Source organism: Streptomyces sp. NPDC091287 (assembly GCF_044768525.1).
In the GTDB taxonomy this organism is placed as follows: domain Bacteria; phylum Actinomycetota; class Actinomycetes; order Streptomycetales; family Streptomycetaceae; genus Streptomyces.
Window position 1 is genome coordinate 163,564 of the sequence record NZ_JBIVUV010000007.1, and the last position, 16,612, is coordinate 180,175.

5 protein-coding genes are annotated in these 16,612 nt (G+C 71.6%); all 5 read right to left on the minus strand.

Annotated elements, in window-relative coordinates; genetic code table 11:
* Positions 1-13: 13 nt before the first annotated feature.
* The 5 genes from ACIQRW_RS13860 to ACIQRW_RS13880 all read right to left on the minus strand — a co-directional run bounded on the left by ACIQRW_RS13860 (position 14) and on the right by ACIQRW_RS13880 (position 16,597).
* A complete protein-coding gene (locus tag ACIQRW_RS13860; RefSeq protein WP_403758823.1) occupies positions 14-1,714 on the minus strand; it encodes an ABC transporter transmembrane domain-containing protein in 1,701 nt (566 codons plus the stop codon).
* Between the two features lie 5 nt (positions 1,715-1,719).
* Complete coding sequence (locus ACIQRW_RS13865; RefSeq protein WP_403758825.1) at positions 1,720-12,645, minus strand: amino acid adenylation domain-containing protein; 10,926 nt, start codon at positions 12,643-12,645, stop codon at positions 1,720-1,722.
* Positions 12,646-12,704: 59 nt separating this feature from the next.
* Positions 12,705-14,492, minus strand: coding sequence for an ABC transporter ATP-binding protein (locus tag ACIQRW_RS13870; RefSeq protein WP_403758827.1), 1,788 nt, complete (start codon positions 14,490-14,492; stop codon positions 12,705-12,707).
* A 46-nt stretch (positions 14,493-14,538) separates the two neighbouring features.
* A complete protein-coding gene (locus ACIQRW_RS13875) occupies positions 14,539-15,591 on the minus strand; it encodes an iron-siderophore ABC transporter substrate-binding protein (protein WP_403758830.1) in 1,053 nt (350 codons plus the stop codon).
* Positions 15,592-15,727: 136 nt separating this feature from the next.
* The gene (locus ACIQRW_RS13880) at positions 15,728-16,597 is read right to left on the minus strand and encodes an ABC transporter ATP-binding protein (protein WP_403758833.1); all 870 of its coding nucleotides are present in this window, start codon (positions 16,595-16,597) and stop codon (positions 15,728-15,730) included.
* Positions 16,598-16,612 lie beyond the last annotated feature (15 nt).

Genomic DNA, 16,612 nt, shown 5'->3' on the forward strand with positions numbered 1-16,612 from the left:
GCCGCCCTGCGGTTCACCTGGCCACGGCCCGGCAGTAGGCCTCGTCGCCGGCGAGGAGATTGCGGTGGGTGTCCTCGGCGGTGATGACGCCCTTGTCGAGGACGAGCACCCGGTCCGCGGCGTCCAGGAGCGCCGGACTGCTGGTGAGGACGAGCGTGGTCCGGCCCCTGCGCAGCTTCGCGACGTTGCGCGCGATGAGCTGTTCCGTCACCGCGTCGACGGCCGTCGTCGGATCGTGCAGGACCAGTACGTCGGTGTCGGCGGCCAACGCGCGGGCCAGGGCGAGCCGTTGCCGCTGGCCTCCGGAGAGGTTCGCGCCCCGGTCGCGGATCGCGTAGTCGAGCCCCTCGCGGTGGAGGGCGACGACATCGGTGAGCATGGAGGCTTCGACGGCCGCCTCGATCGTCCGACCGGTGCCCGACGGGTCGATGTTCGTGCGGAGCGTGCCGGCGAAGATCTCTCCGTCGTAGGGATTCACCAGCAGGTGCTCGCGGACCGCCTCGATCGACAGGTCCGCGATCTCCCGGCCGCCGACCCGCACCACTCCCCCGTACGCGTGGGGGGCGACGTTCACCGCGAGGACGGCGGCCAGGTCGGCCGCCGCGCGCGGCTGGTACGCCGCGATCGCCACGAACTCTCCTGCCGAGACGGTGAATTCGACCCCCTGGAGGGTGCCGTGGTGCAGGCCGTCGACCTCCAGGTCTCCGCCGGGCTCCGGGCGCTCGGGGCCCGGTGTCGTCACGGGTGGCGCGGTCAGCACCAGAGCCATGCGCTCGGCCGAAGCACGGGCGATCATCACGTACTTGGGCATCTCGGAGAACATCTTGAGCGGTTCCATGATGAACTGCGCGAGGCCCACGGCCATGACGAGTTCTCCAATGGTGATCCGGCCCTCGAAGGCCAGCCAGCCCGCCGTCAGCGAGACGGCCGCGGCGAGGACCGCGTTGAGCGCGAGCGCGGTGCCGGCGTAGACGCCGTTCACCCGGGCGACGGTGATCGCCTGGCGCTTCGCGTCCGTGCTGACCCTGCGGTAGGAGCCGAAGGCGGCGTGGTTGCCGCCGAAGCCGTGGAGCGGGCGCAGCCCGATGATGAGGTCGGCGACCTTGGCGCCCGCCCGGGCCACCCGGGCCTGCTGTTCCTGCGTACTGGCTCCAATCCGCTTGGACATCACGGCGAGGACCGACAGGATGGCGACGGTCCCCACGATCACCAGCAGCCCCAGCCGGAGATCCGCCAGGCTCAGGGCGACCGCCGCGACCGCGACGGCGACCAGGGAGCTGATCAGCAGGGGCACCACCTCGATGATGTCGGCGGTCTGGTCGGCGTCCTCGGTGGCGATGGTCAGGATCTCGCCGGATTTGAGGTCCACGTCCCTGGCCACCGGCTGGAGTCCGCTGGCGGCCACCCGCACCCGCCAGCGGTGTGCCTCGGTGGTGTTGGCCTTCTGCAGCACGCGCATGCCGAACCGCCACGACAGGGACACCGTCGTGATGATCACGGCCAGCGAGCCGATCGAGACGCCGAGCGAGCCGAGGCTGCGGTCCTGCATCGTGTGTTCGACGATCAGTCCGAGAGCGATGGGGAACGCGGTCTCGGCGGCCTGGTACAGGCCCATGAGGACGGTGCCCGCGACCATGGCGCCGATGTTGCGGCGCAGCGCCGTCCGCAGGATGGCGGCCCCCGGGCGGGGGCTCTCGGTGTCAGGAGTTTTCATCAGGTTCAGGAGTTCTCATCGAGGTGGCGGGCGATCGCTTCCGGGGTTCGCAGCGTGAACAGGTCGCGGATGGTGATGACAGGACCGTACTCGCGGCGGAGGAGCCCGATCAGCCGCACCGCGAGCATGGAGTGCCCGCCGAGGGAGACGAAGTCGCTGACCGCGCTGACCTCGTCGTCGTCGAGGTCGAGCGCCTCGGCGAAGAACTCGCAGACGGTGCTCTCCGTCCCGGTCTCCGGGCCGCGCTCCCCCGCCGTGGTCAGCGCGCCCAGCGGCCTGGCCTCCGGCAGCGCCTTGGTGTCGGCCTTCCCGTTCACCGTCAGCGGGATGCTGTCCACCTGGGCGAAGTGCGTGGGGCGCAGGAAGTCCGGCAGCCCGGCACCGACCTCGGCGGCGACCTGCGCCAGGTCCGCGGAGTCGGCGAGGACCAGATAGGCGGCCAGTCGGTGGGCGCCGTCCACCCCCGGGTCGGGCTGGGCGACCGCCGCGACGAACCGGACCGCCGGGTGGGCCGCGAACACGGCTTCGACCTCGCCGAGTTCGACCCGGTGGCCGCGGATCTTGACCTGCTGGTCGGTGCGGCCCAGGTAGGAGATGTTTCCGTCGGGCCGGCGGATCACCAGGTCCCCGGTGCGGTACATGCGCTCCCCGGGGCGGCCGAAGGGGCAGGCGACGAAACGGTGTGCGGTCTGGGCGCTCTGACCCAGGTAGCCGCGGGCGATGCCGATGCCCGCCACGTACAGCTCGCCGGGCACTCCGGCGGGCAGCGGACGCAGCCATGGGTCAAGGACGTACACGTCGGTGTTGTCGATGGCCACGCCGACCACCGGGTCCTGGCATTCGAAGGTGCCGACGCCAAGGGTGTTGATGGTGTATTCGGTGGGCCCGTACAAGTTGTAGCCGACCGTGCCCTCGGTCTCGGCGAGCCGTCGCCACAGCGTCGGGGTGACGGCCTCGCCGCCCAGCAGCACCAGTGCGGGCCGCCTCTCCGGGTCCTCCAGCAGCCCCTCGGCGACCAACTGCTGGGCGTAGGTGGGCGTCACGTTGACGACGTCGATGCCGTGCTCGACGCAGTACGCGACCAGCCGGGGCGCGTCACGACGCAACTCCTCGTCACAGATGTGGACTTCATGACCGTCGGCGAGCCACAGCAGCTCCTCCCACGACATGTCGAACGCGAAGGACACGGTGTGCGCGATCCGGAAGACCCGGTGATCGTGTTCGGCGAGGACGGGCTCGAAGATCCGGCGCTGATGGTTGATCAGCATGTTGGTGAGGCCGGCGTATTCGGTCACGACGCCCTTGGGCTTCCCGGTCGAGCCGGAGGTGTAGATCGTGTACGCGGGGTGGCGCAGGCGGTCCGGGTCGTCCGGCGCGAACGTCGTGTACGGCTCGGCCTCCGGCAACGGGCGATCCAGTTCGATCAGTTCGCCGTTCAGCCGGGGGGCCACCGCGCTCACGGTGAGGATCACCTCGGGGCGGGCGTCGTCCACGATGGCCGCGATCCGCTCGTCCGGGTGGTCCAGCTCCAGCGGCACGTACGCGGCCCCGACGCGCAGCACCGCGAACAGTGCCGCGATCCAGTCGAGGGAGCGCGGGATCGCCAGGCCCACGGTCGTCTCGGGTCCGATGCCGCGCCGGGCGAGGACGCCCGCCACGGCCCGGCTGCGCTCCCGGAGTTCGGCGAAGGTCATCGTGGCGCCGTCGGCGACGAGCGCGATGCGCTCCGGATCGCGCTCGGCCGCCAGGTCGAAGCGGTCGACGACGGTGTCCGTGCCGATCTCGGTGCGCCCGGCGGGTTCGGGGGCCGGGCCCGGGCCGCGCAGCGCGCCCATCGGTCCGGTGGCCCGCGCGACGTCCTCCAGGACGCGCAGGTAGTCCGCCAGGAGTCGGCGGGCGCTGTCGGGGTCTCCGTGGCGGTGCTCCAGCTTGACCGTGAGCCGGTCACCGGGCGTGACGACCCAGGTGTACGGGTAGTGCGTGGAGTCGTCGGCCCGGACGGAGGTGATGCCGTGACGGGCGTTCATCTGCGCGAAGGCGTCCGGGTCCAGGAAGTTCTGGAGCACGAACAGGTTGTCGAACAGGGTGTCGTGCCCGCCTGCCCGCTGGATCTCGCCGAGCCCCAGGTGTTCGTGGTCCATCGCCGCCACGCGCGCCGCCTGCACGGACGAGAGGTACGCGTCGATCGAATCGTCGGGCCGGGCCCGGGTCCACAGAGGGACGGTGTTGAGCAGGACGCCGACGATGTCGCCGTGTCCCTCGCCCTCGCGGCCCGAGACGGTCACGCCGAAGACCGCGTCGCCGCGGCCCGTACGGGCTCCGAGGAAGAGGCCGAAGGCGCCGGTCAGCACCGAGTTCAGTGTGACGCCCCGGGTCCGTGCCGTTTCGCGCAGCAGCTGCGACAGCTCGGCGGACAGGGTGTGCACGAGCGGTCGCGGCAGCTCCTCGATGAGGTCCGGGGCCGGTCCGGCGAGCAGCGTCGGTCCCGGCAGTCCCGCGAGGTGTTCGGCCCAGAAGCGCTCGGAGACGGCCGGGTCCTTCGCGGCGAGCGTCCGGGCGTACTCCTCGAAGCCCGGCACGGCCGGCGTCGCGTCCCACGGCCGGCCCGCCACGACGGCCTCGTACGCGTCGAACAGGTCGCGCAGCAGGATCTCGCGGGACCAGCCGTCCCAGAGCAGCAGGTGGTAGCTGAGCAGCAGGCCGTCGCGGCCGTCGGGCATCCGTACGACGGTCATCCGGACGAGCGGCGGCTCCCCCGGGTCGAAGCCCTGCTCGCGGTCCCGGGTGCGCAGGGCCTCGACCTCGGCCTCCGTCGTCAGGGAGAGGGTGCGGACGGTGACCCGCCGGCCGGACTTGAGGACCTGCACCGGACTTCCGTCGTCGTCGGTGGTGAAACCGGCGCCGACGACGGGGTGGCGCGCGATCACGAACGCCATCGCCTCGGCCAGCGCGTCGGTGTCCAGGCGCCGGTCGAAGGCGAAGTAGCTCTGTGCGACGTAGTGCCCCGCCGCGCCCGCCAACTGGGCCTGGAAGAACAGGCCCCGCTGGAGCGGGGTGACCGGTGCGGTGCGCTCGGCCGTCTCGGAGGCGTTCCCGATCTGTTCCAGCGCGGCGAGCCAGTGCTCGGTGATCGCGTCGGGTATGCCCTCGGCGAGGGTGAAGACCGCGTGGAGGCAGCCGGTGGCCTCATCGGTCCAGGCGTTGACCTCGACGGCGTACGGGCTGTTCCGGTCGCCCGTGGTGATCGGCAGAGCGTCCGACTCGCCGCCCCGGCCGAGGTAGTTGAACAGGACCTGCGGCTGCGCGGTGAGCAGGGGGGCCGTCTGCGGATTGAGGTACCTGAGGCGGCCGTAGGCGACGTGCCCGTCCTCGTCCGGCTGGCGTTCGGCGATCTCGTGCGCCGAGGCGACGGGGTCGGTGTGGGCGGTGAGGCGTACGGGGGCGATGGAGGTGAACCAGCCGACCGTACGGGAGTAGTCGTGGTGCTCCGCGGCCGGGACCCGGCCGTGCCGCTCCAGCTCGACGGCGAGGTCGGTGGGCGCGGTCTGGATCCGGGTCAGCGCGGTGCGCAGGGCTCCGCCCAGCAGCTCGGTGAGTCCGAGCCCGAGCGCGCCGGGGGCACCGCGGGTCACCCGGTCGCTCGCTGCGGGCGGGAGGACGGCCGTCCTCTCGCGATGGCCCTGGACCGTGCGCAGCAGGGCCGGGGCCCGGAGGGTGGTGATCCAGTGGCCGAGGTCGTCGGTCTGCTCGGCGGTCCGTACGGCGAGCGCTTCGGCGTAGGCGGCGTAGGAGGTGGTCGGCTCCGGCAGGGCCGCCCCGGTCAGGGCGGTGGCCAGGTCGTCGAGGAGGATCAGCCAGGACACCGTGTCCACGGCGATGTGGTGGACGGTGACGACCAGGGTTCGGCTCGCCGCGAGCCACGAGAACGCGACGACGTCCCCGGTCTCCGGGTCGAGCCGGCCGGCGGCCTCGTTCGCCGCGGTGGTGGCGTCGGGAGCGTCCGGGGTGTCGACACCGACCTCGCGGTCGGATTCGGTGCGCAGGGCCCACACGCCGTGCTCGACGCGCAGGCGCAGGCGCAGGGCCGGGTGTGCGGCCACGAGGGCGTTCGCCGCGCGCCGGATGTCGTCAGGACGGGTGCCTTCGGGGACGGTCACCGACCGGGCCTGGGCGAAGCCGGAGAGCGACGCGGCCAGCTCCCGCCGGCGCAGGATGATCGGCGTGAGCGGAAGCGGTCCGTCCGCGCGGCGGGACGTCGGCGCGGGCACGGCCCGCGGGGTGCGCTCGGCCAGGTGGCCGGCGAGGGCGCGGGGCGTCCTGAAGAGGAAGACGTCACGGGGTGCGATCGACAGGCCGAGCGCCCGGGCCCGGTTGATCACGGTGATGGCGACGATGCTGTCGCCGCCCGCACCGAAGAAGTCGGTGTCGGCCTCCACGGTGGCACCGGGGAGCGTTTCGGCGAAGATGCCGGTCAGGGTGGTGAGAGCGGAGTCGCCGGTGGGCCGCGGGATCTCCTGCGGCAGGTCGGTGTGGTGTGCGGCCCGCTCGGTCAGCGCCTTGCGGTCCAGCTTGCCGTTGACGGTCAGTGGCAACGCGTCCACCGGTAGCACCCGGCCCGGCACCATGTGCGCGGGCAGTTTGGCGGCGAGCAGGCCGGCGAGGTCCGCGGGCGGCTCGCCGACGACATGGGCGACCAGGTGGTCGCCGCCGTCCGCCACGGTGACGGCCACGTCGACGACGCCGTCGAGCTCCCGGACCGCGCTCTCCACTTCGCCCGGTTCGATCCGGAATCCCTTCAACTGCACCTGGTCGTCGGCGCGTCCGGCGAACTCCAGCTCGCCGTCGAGCGTCCGGCGGGCCAGGTCGCCCGTGCGGTACATGCGGCGGCCGTCGGAGGCGAACGGGTCGGCCACGAACCGCTCCGCGGTGAGTCCGGGGCGCCCCAGATAGCCGAGGGACAGCTGGTCGCCCGCGACGTAGATGGCACCCACCCGGCCCGGCGGCACCGGCCGCAGCCGGTCGTCGAGGAGATGGGTGGTCAGTCCGGGGATCGGCGCGCCGATGGGGCTGACGTCGGCGCCCCGGGCGAAGTCCTCGTCCGTCAGCACCCGGTGGGTGACGTGGACGGTGGTCTCGGTGATGCCGTACATGTTGACCAGTTCGGGGGAGCCCGTACCGTGCCGCTCCACCCATCCGCGCAGCCGCCCGAGGTCGAGCGCCTCGCCGCCGAAGATGACGCGGCGCAGCGCCGTGACCGGCTCCTCCGCGTGCAGGTCCGCCTCGATGAACCGGTGGAAGGCGGACGGGGTCTGGTTGAGCACGGTCACGCCGCGTTCCCGGACCAGCCGGTGGAAGTCGACCGGCGAGCGGGTCAGCGCGTACTCCGGGACCAGCAGTTCGCCTCCGTGCACGAGGGTGCCCCACAACTCCCAGACGGCGAAGTCGAAGGAGAAGGAGTGGAACTGGACCCCTGTGTCGTCCGGTCCGAAGCCCACGTCCGTACGCGTGTTGGCGAGGAGCGTCGTCACCGCGGAGTGCGGGACGACCACTCCCTTGGGCCGCCCGGTCGAGCCGGAGGTGTAGATGACATAGGCGGGGTCCCGGGGAGCGACGGCCGGGAGGTCGGTGTCCAGGGGGTGTTCGTCGCCCTGGACGAGCACCCGGGCCCGCACGCCCGCCCTGTCCAGCAACCCGGTGAAGCGGCCCTGCTGCTCCCGGTCCACGAGGACGACCTGCGGGGCGGCGTCGGCGAGGATGTACTCCAGCCGCTCGTCCGGATAGGCCAGGTCCAGCGGTACGTAGGCGCCTCCGGCGGTGACGACGGCGACCAGGGCGACGACCTGTTCCAGCGATCGCGGGACGGCGACGGCGACCCGGTGCCCCGGACCGACCCCGGCCGCGCACAGTGCGGCGGCCAACTCGTGTTTGGCGTGCGCGAGTTCGCCGTAGGTGAGGGAGCGGGCGGTGCCGTCCAGCGCGCACTGGGTGACGGCGGTGGCCGCCGGATTGCCGAGCGCGGCGGCGTCGAACAGCTCGACCAGGGTCGTCGACGCCTCGCGTGCCGGGGCGCTGCCGGGCGTGGCGATCAGCAGGTCGACCGGTTCGTCCGGGCGTCCGAGCAGTCCGGTGAGGTTTCGGGTGAACGTGTCGAGGATCGCCGCGGCGCCTTCGGGGCGCAGGAGGTCGCCGTCGTAGATCAGGTTGAAGCGCGGGCGGCCGTCCTGTGCGCGTTCCACGACGAGCGTCAACGGGTAGTGCGGTGCGCCCTCGTTGACGATGGCGGCGATGGTGAGGGTGTCGTCCGGTCGGCGCAGGGTGGCCACGTCGGTCGCGATGTCGAAGACGACCAGGGTGTCGAAGAGCGAGCCTGTGCCGTTCAGCCGGCCGATCCGGGCGAGGGAGACGTGCTGGTGTGCCAGGACCGCGCCCTGGTGCCGCTTCACGGCGTCGAGCAGGTCGTACGCCGTGTCGTTTGCTGTCCAACGGGCCCGCACGGGAATGGTGTTGATGAAGAGGCCGACCATGTCCCGGATGCCGGGGAGCTCGGCGTCACGTCCGGAGACGGTGGAGCCGAAGACGACGTCCCTGCTGTGGAGGATGGATCCGATGGTCGCCGCCCAGGCGCTGTGCACCGCCACGCTCAGGGACACTCCGGCCGAGCGTGCGGCCGCGTCGATGTCGTCGGCGGGTTCGGCCGAGACGTCGGCGAACCGCTGGGAGGGGGTGTGCCCCTCGGCGACCAGGGAAGGGCCCGGCAGTCCGGCGAGCTCCTCGCGCCACACCCGGTCGCTCTCGCCCTGGTCGCGTCCGGAGAGCCAGTCGACGTAGTCGCGGTAGCCGCCGAGCGGGTACACCGATCCTGGCGCGTGGTACTCGGCCAGCAGGGTGCGGAGCATCGGCGGCACCGACCAGCCGTCGGCGATGATGTGGTGCACGGTCTGCACCAGGACGGTGCGGCGGGCGCCGGCGCGGATGAGCGTGTACCGCATCAGCGGCCCGGCGGCGAGGTCGAACCCGGCTCTGCGGTCCTGCTCGGCGAGGTCGCCGATCTCCTCGTCGGTGAGGGCGGGGCGGTCCAGGGTGACGAAGGGCGCGGTCCTGCCACGCTCGACGACGGAGACGACCCTGCCGTCGGCGAGGGCCGTGAAGCGGGCGGCCAGGTTGGGATAGAGGGTGAGCAGCCGGGTGGCGGCCGCGGCGAGGCGGTCGGCGTCCACGTCGCCGTCCAGGGTCAGCATCTGCTGCTCGACGTAGGCGCCGGTGGCGTCGTCGTCGTAGACCGTGTGGAAGTAGAGGCCCTCCTGCAGCGGGGTCAGCGGCAGGATGTCGTGGAGGGCCGGGCCGTCCAGGGCGTCGACGTCGGTCTGGGTCAGGGGTACCAGCGGGAAGTCGCTGGGTGTGTGCCCACCGGCTTCGAGCGCGGCGAGTGACGTGAGGGCGGAGCTGAAGTGGTCACCGAGGGTGGCGATGTCCTCCTCGGTGAAGAGGCCTTCGGGCCAGGAGATGGTGGTGACCAGTTCGTACGCGCCGTTCGCGTCGGGTTCGGCGATGGCGTTGAACTCCAGGGCGCGCGGCAGCCGCATCGATGGATCTCGCTTCTCGCCCAACTGTTCTGTCGTGCTGCTGAGTTGCCAGTCGCCCGGGGTTCCGGCGTCGAAGCGGCCCAGGTAGTTGAAGAGGACCTGCGGCGCGGGGCCGGGCGGGACGCCGTCGGTCAGATAGTGCAGGGCGCCGTAGGAGAGGCCGTTGCTCGGCACGCGGGCGAGGTCCTCCTTGACCGCCTTGAGGGCGGCGGTGAGATAGGTGGGCGCGGTGAGGTCGGGTGCCGCTCCGGGGTCCACGACGACCGGAAAGAGGGTGGTGAACCAGCCGACGGTGCGCGACAGTTCGGGTTCGAAACCGGCCGCGGCCGTGACGAAGCGTCCTTCGCGGCCGTGTCCTTCCAGTTCGATGTGGGCGAACGTCTGGTCCTGCCCCCGGTCACGCCGCAGGCGGGCGAGGGCGACGGCGAGGGCGGTCAGCAGGACGTCGTTGACGCCGGTGTGGAACTTCGTGGGGATCTCGCCCAGCAGTGCGGCCGTGGCCGCGGGTCCGACGGAGACGGTTCGGGTCCGTTCCCGTTCCACGGTGTCGGCCTCGGTGAGCGCACGCCTGCCGATGGGCGCGTCGGCGGCGGGCAGCCGCGTGGCGTAGTGCCCACGGTCGGTGTCGAACGACGCGCGGCCCAGCAGCTGGGTCCAGCGCCGGAAGGATGTGCCGACCGGAGGCAGGTCGACGGGGGCACCGGTGGAGTGCTGACGCCAGGCCGTGGCCAGGTCGTCCATCAGGATGCGCCAGGAGACCCCGTCGATCACCACGTGGTGGGCGACCAGCACGAGTTGCTGTGCCTCGCGCCGCCAGACGGCGCGCAGCATGACGCCGTTGTCCGGGTCGAGCGCGTCGGTGGCGAGGGCGACGCACTCCGCCGGCGGGGCGTCGCTCTCCTCCCAGCAGGGTGCGGTCTTCCCGGCCGGCGGGATGTCGAAGCTCCAGCGCTCGCCGCGTACGAGCTTGGCACGGAGCATGTCGTGCCGGGTGAGCACGGCGGCGAGCATGTCGTCGAGGGCGTCGGCGGTCAGCTCCGCCGGGGTGTTGAGGACGACCGACTGCACGAAGCCGTCGATCGCGTCCGTGGTCTCGCCCAGCCACTGCACGATGGGCGAACCGACGACGGTGCCGGTCGCGACGTCACCGTGGTCGACGGCGGCGACGGACTCGGCGCTCGCCACCGCCGCCAGCGCCCCGACGACGGTGTTGGTGAAGATCTGTCGCGCGCTCACGTGGAGGCCGGCCTCGCGCAGGGCGCTGAGGAGGGAGATCGCCAGGATGCTGTCTCCACCGAGCTGGAAGAAGTCATCGTCCGCGCCGACGCTGTCCAGCCGCAGCACCTGCGCGACCGCCTCGCAGACCAGGCGCTCGTTCTCGGTGGCGGGCGCCACGGGGGCTCCGGCGCCCACGGCGGGTTCCGGCAGCGCCTTCCGGTCGATCTTGCCGTTCGCGGTGAGCGGGAACTCCGTCAGTACGACGATGTGGGCGGGCACCATGTACTCGACCATGCCGGCCGCGGCCCACGCCTTGACATCGTCCGCGCTCAGGTCCTGGTGGCCGCCGGACGGGATGACGTATCCGATCAGGTAGGTGCCGCCCACCGTGTTCTTCCTCGCGACGACACAGGTGTGCCGTACGCCGGGGTGCTCGGCGAGGGAGGCCTCGACGTCCTCGATCTCCAGCCGCATGCCGCGGATCTTCACCTGGTTGTCGGCGCGGCCCAGGAAGTCCAGCGAACCGTCGGGGGCGTACCGCGCCAGGTCGCCCGTCCGGTACAGCCGGGAACCGTCCGAGGCGAAGGGGTTGGCCACGAAACGGGAGGCGGTGAGGCTCGGCGCGCCCACATAGCCGCGGCCCAAGAGGAATCCGCCGACGTACAGTTCGCCACCGACGCCGACCGGCACGGGCCGCAGCTCGTCGTCGAGCACGTAGAGCTGGGTGTTGGGGTTGGCCCTGCCGATGGAGGTCGACAGGCGTGTCGCGGCCCCCCGGTAGATGACGTGGGAGACGCCGATGGTCGTCTCGGCGGGGCCGTAGCCGTGGTAGAGGGGGATGTCGAGGCGGGCGCGGAAGCGCTCGTACAGCTCCGGGGTGAGGACCTCGCCGCCGCACCAGACGTGCCGCAGGCAGTCGAGACGGCCGGAGTCGCCCGCGATCTCCAGGAGGACGTCCAGCATGGACGAGACCAGGTAGGTGAAGGTGACGCGCTGCTCGGCGATGACGGCGAGCAGGTGGTGCGGGTCGCGTTCGCCGCCGGGCCGCAGGATCACGAGACGGCCGCCGGTGACCAACGGCAGGAAGATCTCGTTGACGGAGATGTCGAAGGAGAGCGGGGCCTTGAAGAGCGACGCGTCGTCGTGGCCGAAGTGAAGGATCTCGGCGGACTGCCACAACAGGCGTTCGCTGATCGCCTCGTGTCGGATCATGGCGCCCTTGGGCCGTCCGGTGGAGCCGGACGTGAAGATCACATAGGCCAGGGAGGCGCCGGGGACGCTCACGTCGGGCGCGTCCCCCGGGTGGGCCCCGTACTTCCAGTCGCCGAGGTCGACGGAGACGGCGTCCGGTTCCCCCGCGTCGGTCTTGCCCGTGGAGTTGAGCTGCAGCACGACCGTGGCGTCCTCGACGACGACGTTCCTGCGGGTGGCGGGCCACTGGGGGTCGAGGGGGACGAACGCGCCTCCGGCCCGGAGCACGGCGAGGAGGCCGACGACCATCTCCGCGGAGCGGCCGAGCGAGATTCCGACGACCTGTTCCGCGCCGAGGCCCCGTTCGATCAGGTGGTGCGCCAACTGGGCGGACAGCCGGGCCGCTTCGCGGTAGGTCAGCGATCGGTGCTCGTCGACGATCGCGACGGCGTCCGGCCTCAGGCGCGCCTGTTCGAGGAACATCTCCATGACGGTCGGGCGGATCCGGTCCGCCCGGGTGTCGTTCCACCGGGTCAGTTCCTCGGCCCGGGCACGGGGACCGGACGGGCCTATGGTGCCGAGGGGCCGGTCGGGGAAGTCGGCCAGGTCGTCGAGGGCCTGCTGGGCGTCGGCCGGGTCGGTCCCGGCCGGCACGGCGACGGCGCGACACTCGGCATCGACCGGTCGACCGCCGGTTCCGCCGGTTCCACCGGTTCCACCGGTTCCACCGGTTCCGTCGTGGATCCGTCCGAGGACGTCGGGAAAGGGCGTGGCGGGGGTCAGCTCCATGCCGTCCGGGGCGATGCCGGTCGCCCAGTACGCGAGGGCGACGGTGCACGCTTCGACGATGGTCCGGTCGCTGTAGTCGCCGAGCCGCCGGCGTACGGCGGCCAGTCGAGTGGGGGAAAGCTCCAGGCGAGAACCGTTGGGTTCGGACATCGAAGTCTCAGCATCCTTCCGCGGTATGCGAATCGACCCGGCTCTCGGCCGGAATGCGCTCAACTGCCCTCTCGCCACGCACGCCACAGCCGGGCGTACTGGCCGCCCAGCTCGACCAGTTCGCTGTGCGTTCCCTCCTCCACCACGCGCCCCGCGTCCAGCACGGCGATCCGGTCCGCCGCCATCGCCTGGGTCAGCCGGTGGGCCACGAACAGCGTGGTCCGGCCGGAACAGGCGGCCAGCACAGCGCGTTCCAACTCGGCCGCGCCCTCACTGCCCGCCTCCGCGGTCGACTCGTCGAGCACGACCACGGGTGACCTGCTGAGCACCAGCCGGGCCAGGGCGATCTGGGCGACCTTGGTGACGTCCAGGCGTTCGCCGCCCTCGCCGACCGTGGTGTCCAGACCTTCGGGGAGCAGGTCGAGCCATCCCCCGGCGCCGACCGTGCGCAGCGCGTCCCTCAGCTCGTCGTCGCTCGCGTCGGGTGCGGCGAGCCGCAGGTCGTCGGCGAGCGGGCCGGAGAACACATGGGTCTCCTGGGTCAGGATGCTCACCAGGGCCCGCGCGCCGGCCTCGTCCGTCCCGGCGAGGTCGTGCGTCCCGATGCGCACCGACCCGGCCTGTGGTCTCCCGATGCCGGCGACCAGCGCGGCCAGGGTCGACTTGCCTGCGCCCGTCGCCCCGACCAGGGCGAGGGAGCCCCCGGCCGGGATGGACAGGGACACGCCCCGCAGGACCGGGTCCTCGGCCCCGGGATAGGTGAACGTCAGGTCCCGTACGGTGACGGGGTGGGGCGCGTTGTCGGCCGCGGCCACCGAGCCGTCGCCCACCAGCCGTTTCTCGGAGGGCTCCGAGAACACGCCGACCAGCCGGGTGAGGCTCGCGCCGGACTTCTGCGCCTCGTCGAAGGTGAACATGATGGCGCCGAGCGGGGTGAACAGGCGGTGGAACATCAGCGGGGCGGCCGACACCTCGCCCAGGGTGGCGGCGTCCGCCTCCAGCAGGGCGTACCCGACGACCAGGATCAGGACGAGGCCGATGAACTCGGCCCGGTTCTCCCGGCCGACGAACCGTCCGAAGAAGCGGAACACCTCGACGCCGAGGTTCCGCACCCGCCACGACTCGCTGGTGACCTTCTCCCGTACGGAGTCCTCCATACGGTAGGCGCGGACCGTGTCGATGCCGTTCAGCCCACTGATCAGGGCCTGCGCGCGATCGGCCTGGGCCACCCGCTGCTCGCGGTAGAGCGGTGCCGAGCGGGGCAGGTACCAGCGGAGCGCCAGCGCGTAGGCGGGCAGGGCGCCGGCTCCCGCCAGGCCGAGCCGCCAGTCGAGACCGAACATGCCGATCGTCGCGATGGCCACCAGGACTCCGGCCGAGAACACGGTGGGGATGGCCGTACGGATGCCCTTGGAGAGCACGGCCACGTCGTCGCCGACGCGGGACAGCACGTCCCCCCGCCCCACCTGCTCCACACGCGCGCTCGGCATCCCCAGAACCGCTCGCACGGCTTCCTCGCGGAGCCGTGCGAGCAGTTCGGCGCCGAGTCTCCCGATGAGGTACGTGGAGGCCGCGGAGGCCGCCGCGCCGAGGAGCGCCGCACTCACCATCAGCACCCCGACGGTGAGCAGTATCGAGCGTGACTCGCCCCCGACCACCCCGTCGACGACCCGGCCGAGGAGCAGCACCGGGAGCACCTGCAACGCGGCCCCGGCCACCGTGGTGAGCACGGTGGAGGCGGTCAGCCACCGTGCCCGGCGGCAGTGCTCGGCCACCCAGCGGGTGGCCTCGCGTCCGGTGGCCGTGCGCAGGGTCGTCCCGGCGACGGGGGTTTTGGTGGTAGTCACACGGAGACCGGTTCTCGCCGGGGAAGGGAGCGTCGGATCGTCATCGTCACTTGACCGACGCGACGAGCTCGTCGATCGCGTACGGCAGGGAGAGCAGGGTGCCCTGGGACATCGCCGCGCCGATCGCCGGTCCCTCGCTGTCCAGCAGGTAGGAGACCTTGCCGTTCTTGACGGCCGGGAGGTTGTTGAACAGTTCGAACTTCTTCAGCGCGTCCGTGTCGGCCTTGTCGTTGATGACGAAGATCCGGTCGACGTCGATGAGGTCGATGCGCTCGGGCGAGAGCTCGGTGGAGAATCCGCCGTCCGCGATCTTGTCGATCTCGGTCTGGTAGGTGAATCCGGTGCCTGTGATGAGCCGGCCCCGGACGTCGGTGGAGGTGAACGCCGAGATCGAGTCCTTGTACCAGGACAGGGCGACGGCCTTCTGTCCGCCGAACTCGGGGTGCGCCTTCTTGGCCGCGTCCAGCTTGGTCTGGATGCCCTTGACCAGTTCGGCGCCCTCCTTCTCCTTGCCGAGCGCCTTGGCGATGTGCACCGCGTTGTCCTGCCACGGGGCGCTGAAGAGCTCCTTCTCGCCCTTGGTGCGGCCCACGGTCGGGGCGATCTTGGAGAGCTTCTCGTAGGCCGCCTTGTCGACCTCGGAGTAGACCGCGATGATCAGGTCCGGCCGGAGGGAGGCGATCTTCTCGAAGTTGGGGCCCGCGTCACCGTTCTTCATGACGACCTCGGGGCGGGTGTCGCCCCACTGGTCCTTCACCCAGGGCCACTGCGTGTTGATGTCGGGCGTCTGCCCGGCCGGGTTCGGGTACTGGTCGACCATGCCGACCGGCTTGACGCCGAACGCCAGGACGGCCTGGTCGTCGGTGTAGCCGACGGTGACGACCCGCTGGGGGGCCTTGCTGACCTCGGTGGACCCGAACGCGTGCTCCACCGTGACGGGGAACGCGCCCCCGGCAGCGGCAGGGGCGTCGTCGTTCTTCTTCTCGTCCGCCGAATCGGTACCGCATCCCGCGAGGAGACCGACGCCGAGGGTCGCGGCGGCCATGGCCGCGGCCAGCCGCTGCCACGGCTTCACAAGCGTCGTTCGATGGAGAGACATCCGGAATCCCTTGCTTTCGCGCTGTCCACTGCACCCCGGTACGAGGGCAGCCAGACTGTACCCCGAGCAAGTGAGGTCAGCCTAGCCTAACCGGATAACTTTCCACCGGTCACGCTGAGTTGGATCCTTCGGGCGGTCAGCGGCCCTGCGGGGCGGGCCCGTTCCACCGTTCGCGCCGGACGTGTGTGCGGCCGATCGGCACGATGAGCGGCCGGTCGCCCACCGGATCGTCGATCACCTCGGCCCGCAGCCCGAACGCCTCGTGGAGCAGCTCGGCGGTGATCACGTCCCGGGGGTGTCCCTGCGCCAGGACGGCTCCCGCCCGCATGACGACGAGGTTGTCGCTGTAGCGCGTGGCCAGATTGAGGTCGTGCAGGACCATGACCACGGTGCGGCCCGACTCGTGCAGGTCGTCGACCAGGTCGAGTACGTCGATCGCGTGGGCCAGGTCCAGGTAGGTGGTCGGCTCGTCCAGCAACAGCAGATCGGTGCCCTGAGCCAGGGTCATCGATATCCACACGCGCTGGCGCTGGCCGCCGGACAGCGAGTCGACGGGCCGGTCGGCCAGGTCCGCCACCCCGGTCATGGCCAGCGCGCGCCGCACGACGTCGGCGTCGTCGGAGGACCACTGCCGCAGCCAGCTCTGGTGCGGGTGGCGTCCGCGGGCGACGAGGTCGGCGACGGTCAGCCCTTCCGGCGCCACCGGTGCCTGCGGCAGCAGTCCGAGCTTCTTCGCCACGTCCCTGGTACGGAGCCTGCCGATGTCCTCGCCGTCCAGCACGACGGAACCGCCGGCCGGTCTGAGCAGCCGGCTCAGGGTCCGCAGCAGGGTGGACTTTCCGCACCCGTTGGGGCCGATGATCGTGGTGATCACGCCGGGTGGAACGGTTACGTCGAGCTTGTCGATGACCGTGCGGTCGCCGTATCCGACGGTGATGCCCCTGGCTGCCAGCCGTGGGACGTCCTCGACGCCCGCTTCGGTCCGGGCGGTGAACTGAGCGGCCACAAGCCCCCCTTGTTG

Bases quoted from the DNA above. Each gene is read 5' to 3' on its own strand.
- ACIQRW_RS13860 (WP_403758823.1), bottom strand. From the start codon at position 1,714: ATGAAAACTCCTGACACCGAGAGCCCCCGCCCGGGGGCCGCCATCCTG.
- ACIQRW_RS13865 (WP_403758825.1), bottom strand. From the start codon at position 12,645: ATGTCCGAACCCAACGGTTCTCGCCTGGAGCTTTCCCCCACTCGACTG.
- ACIQRW_RS13875 (WP_403758830.1), bottom strand. From the start codon at position 15,591: ATGTCTCTCCATCGAACGACGCTTGTGAAGCCGTGGCAGCGGCTGGCC.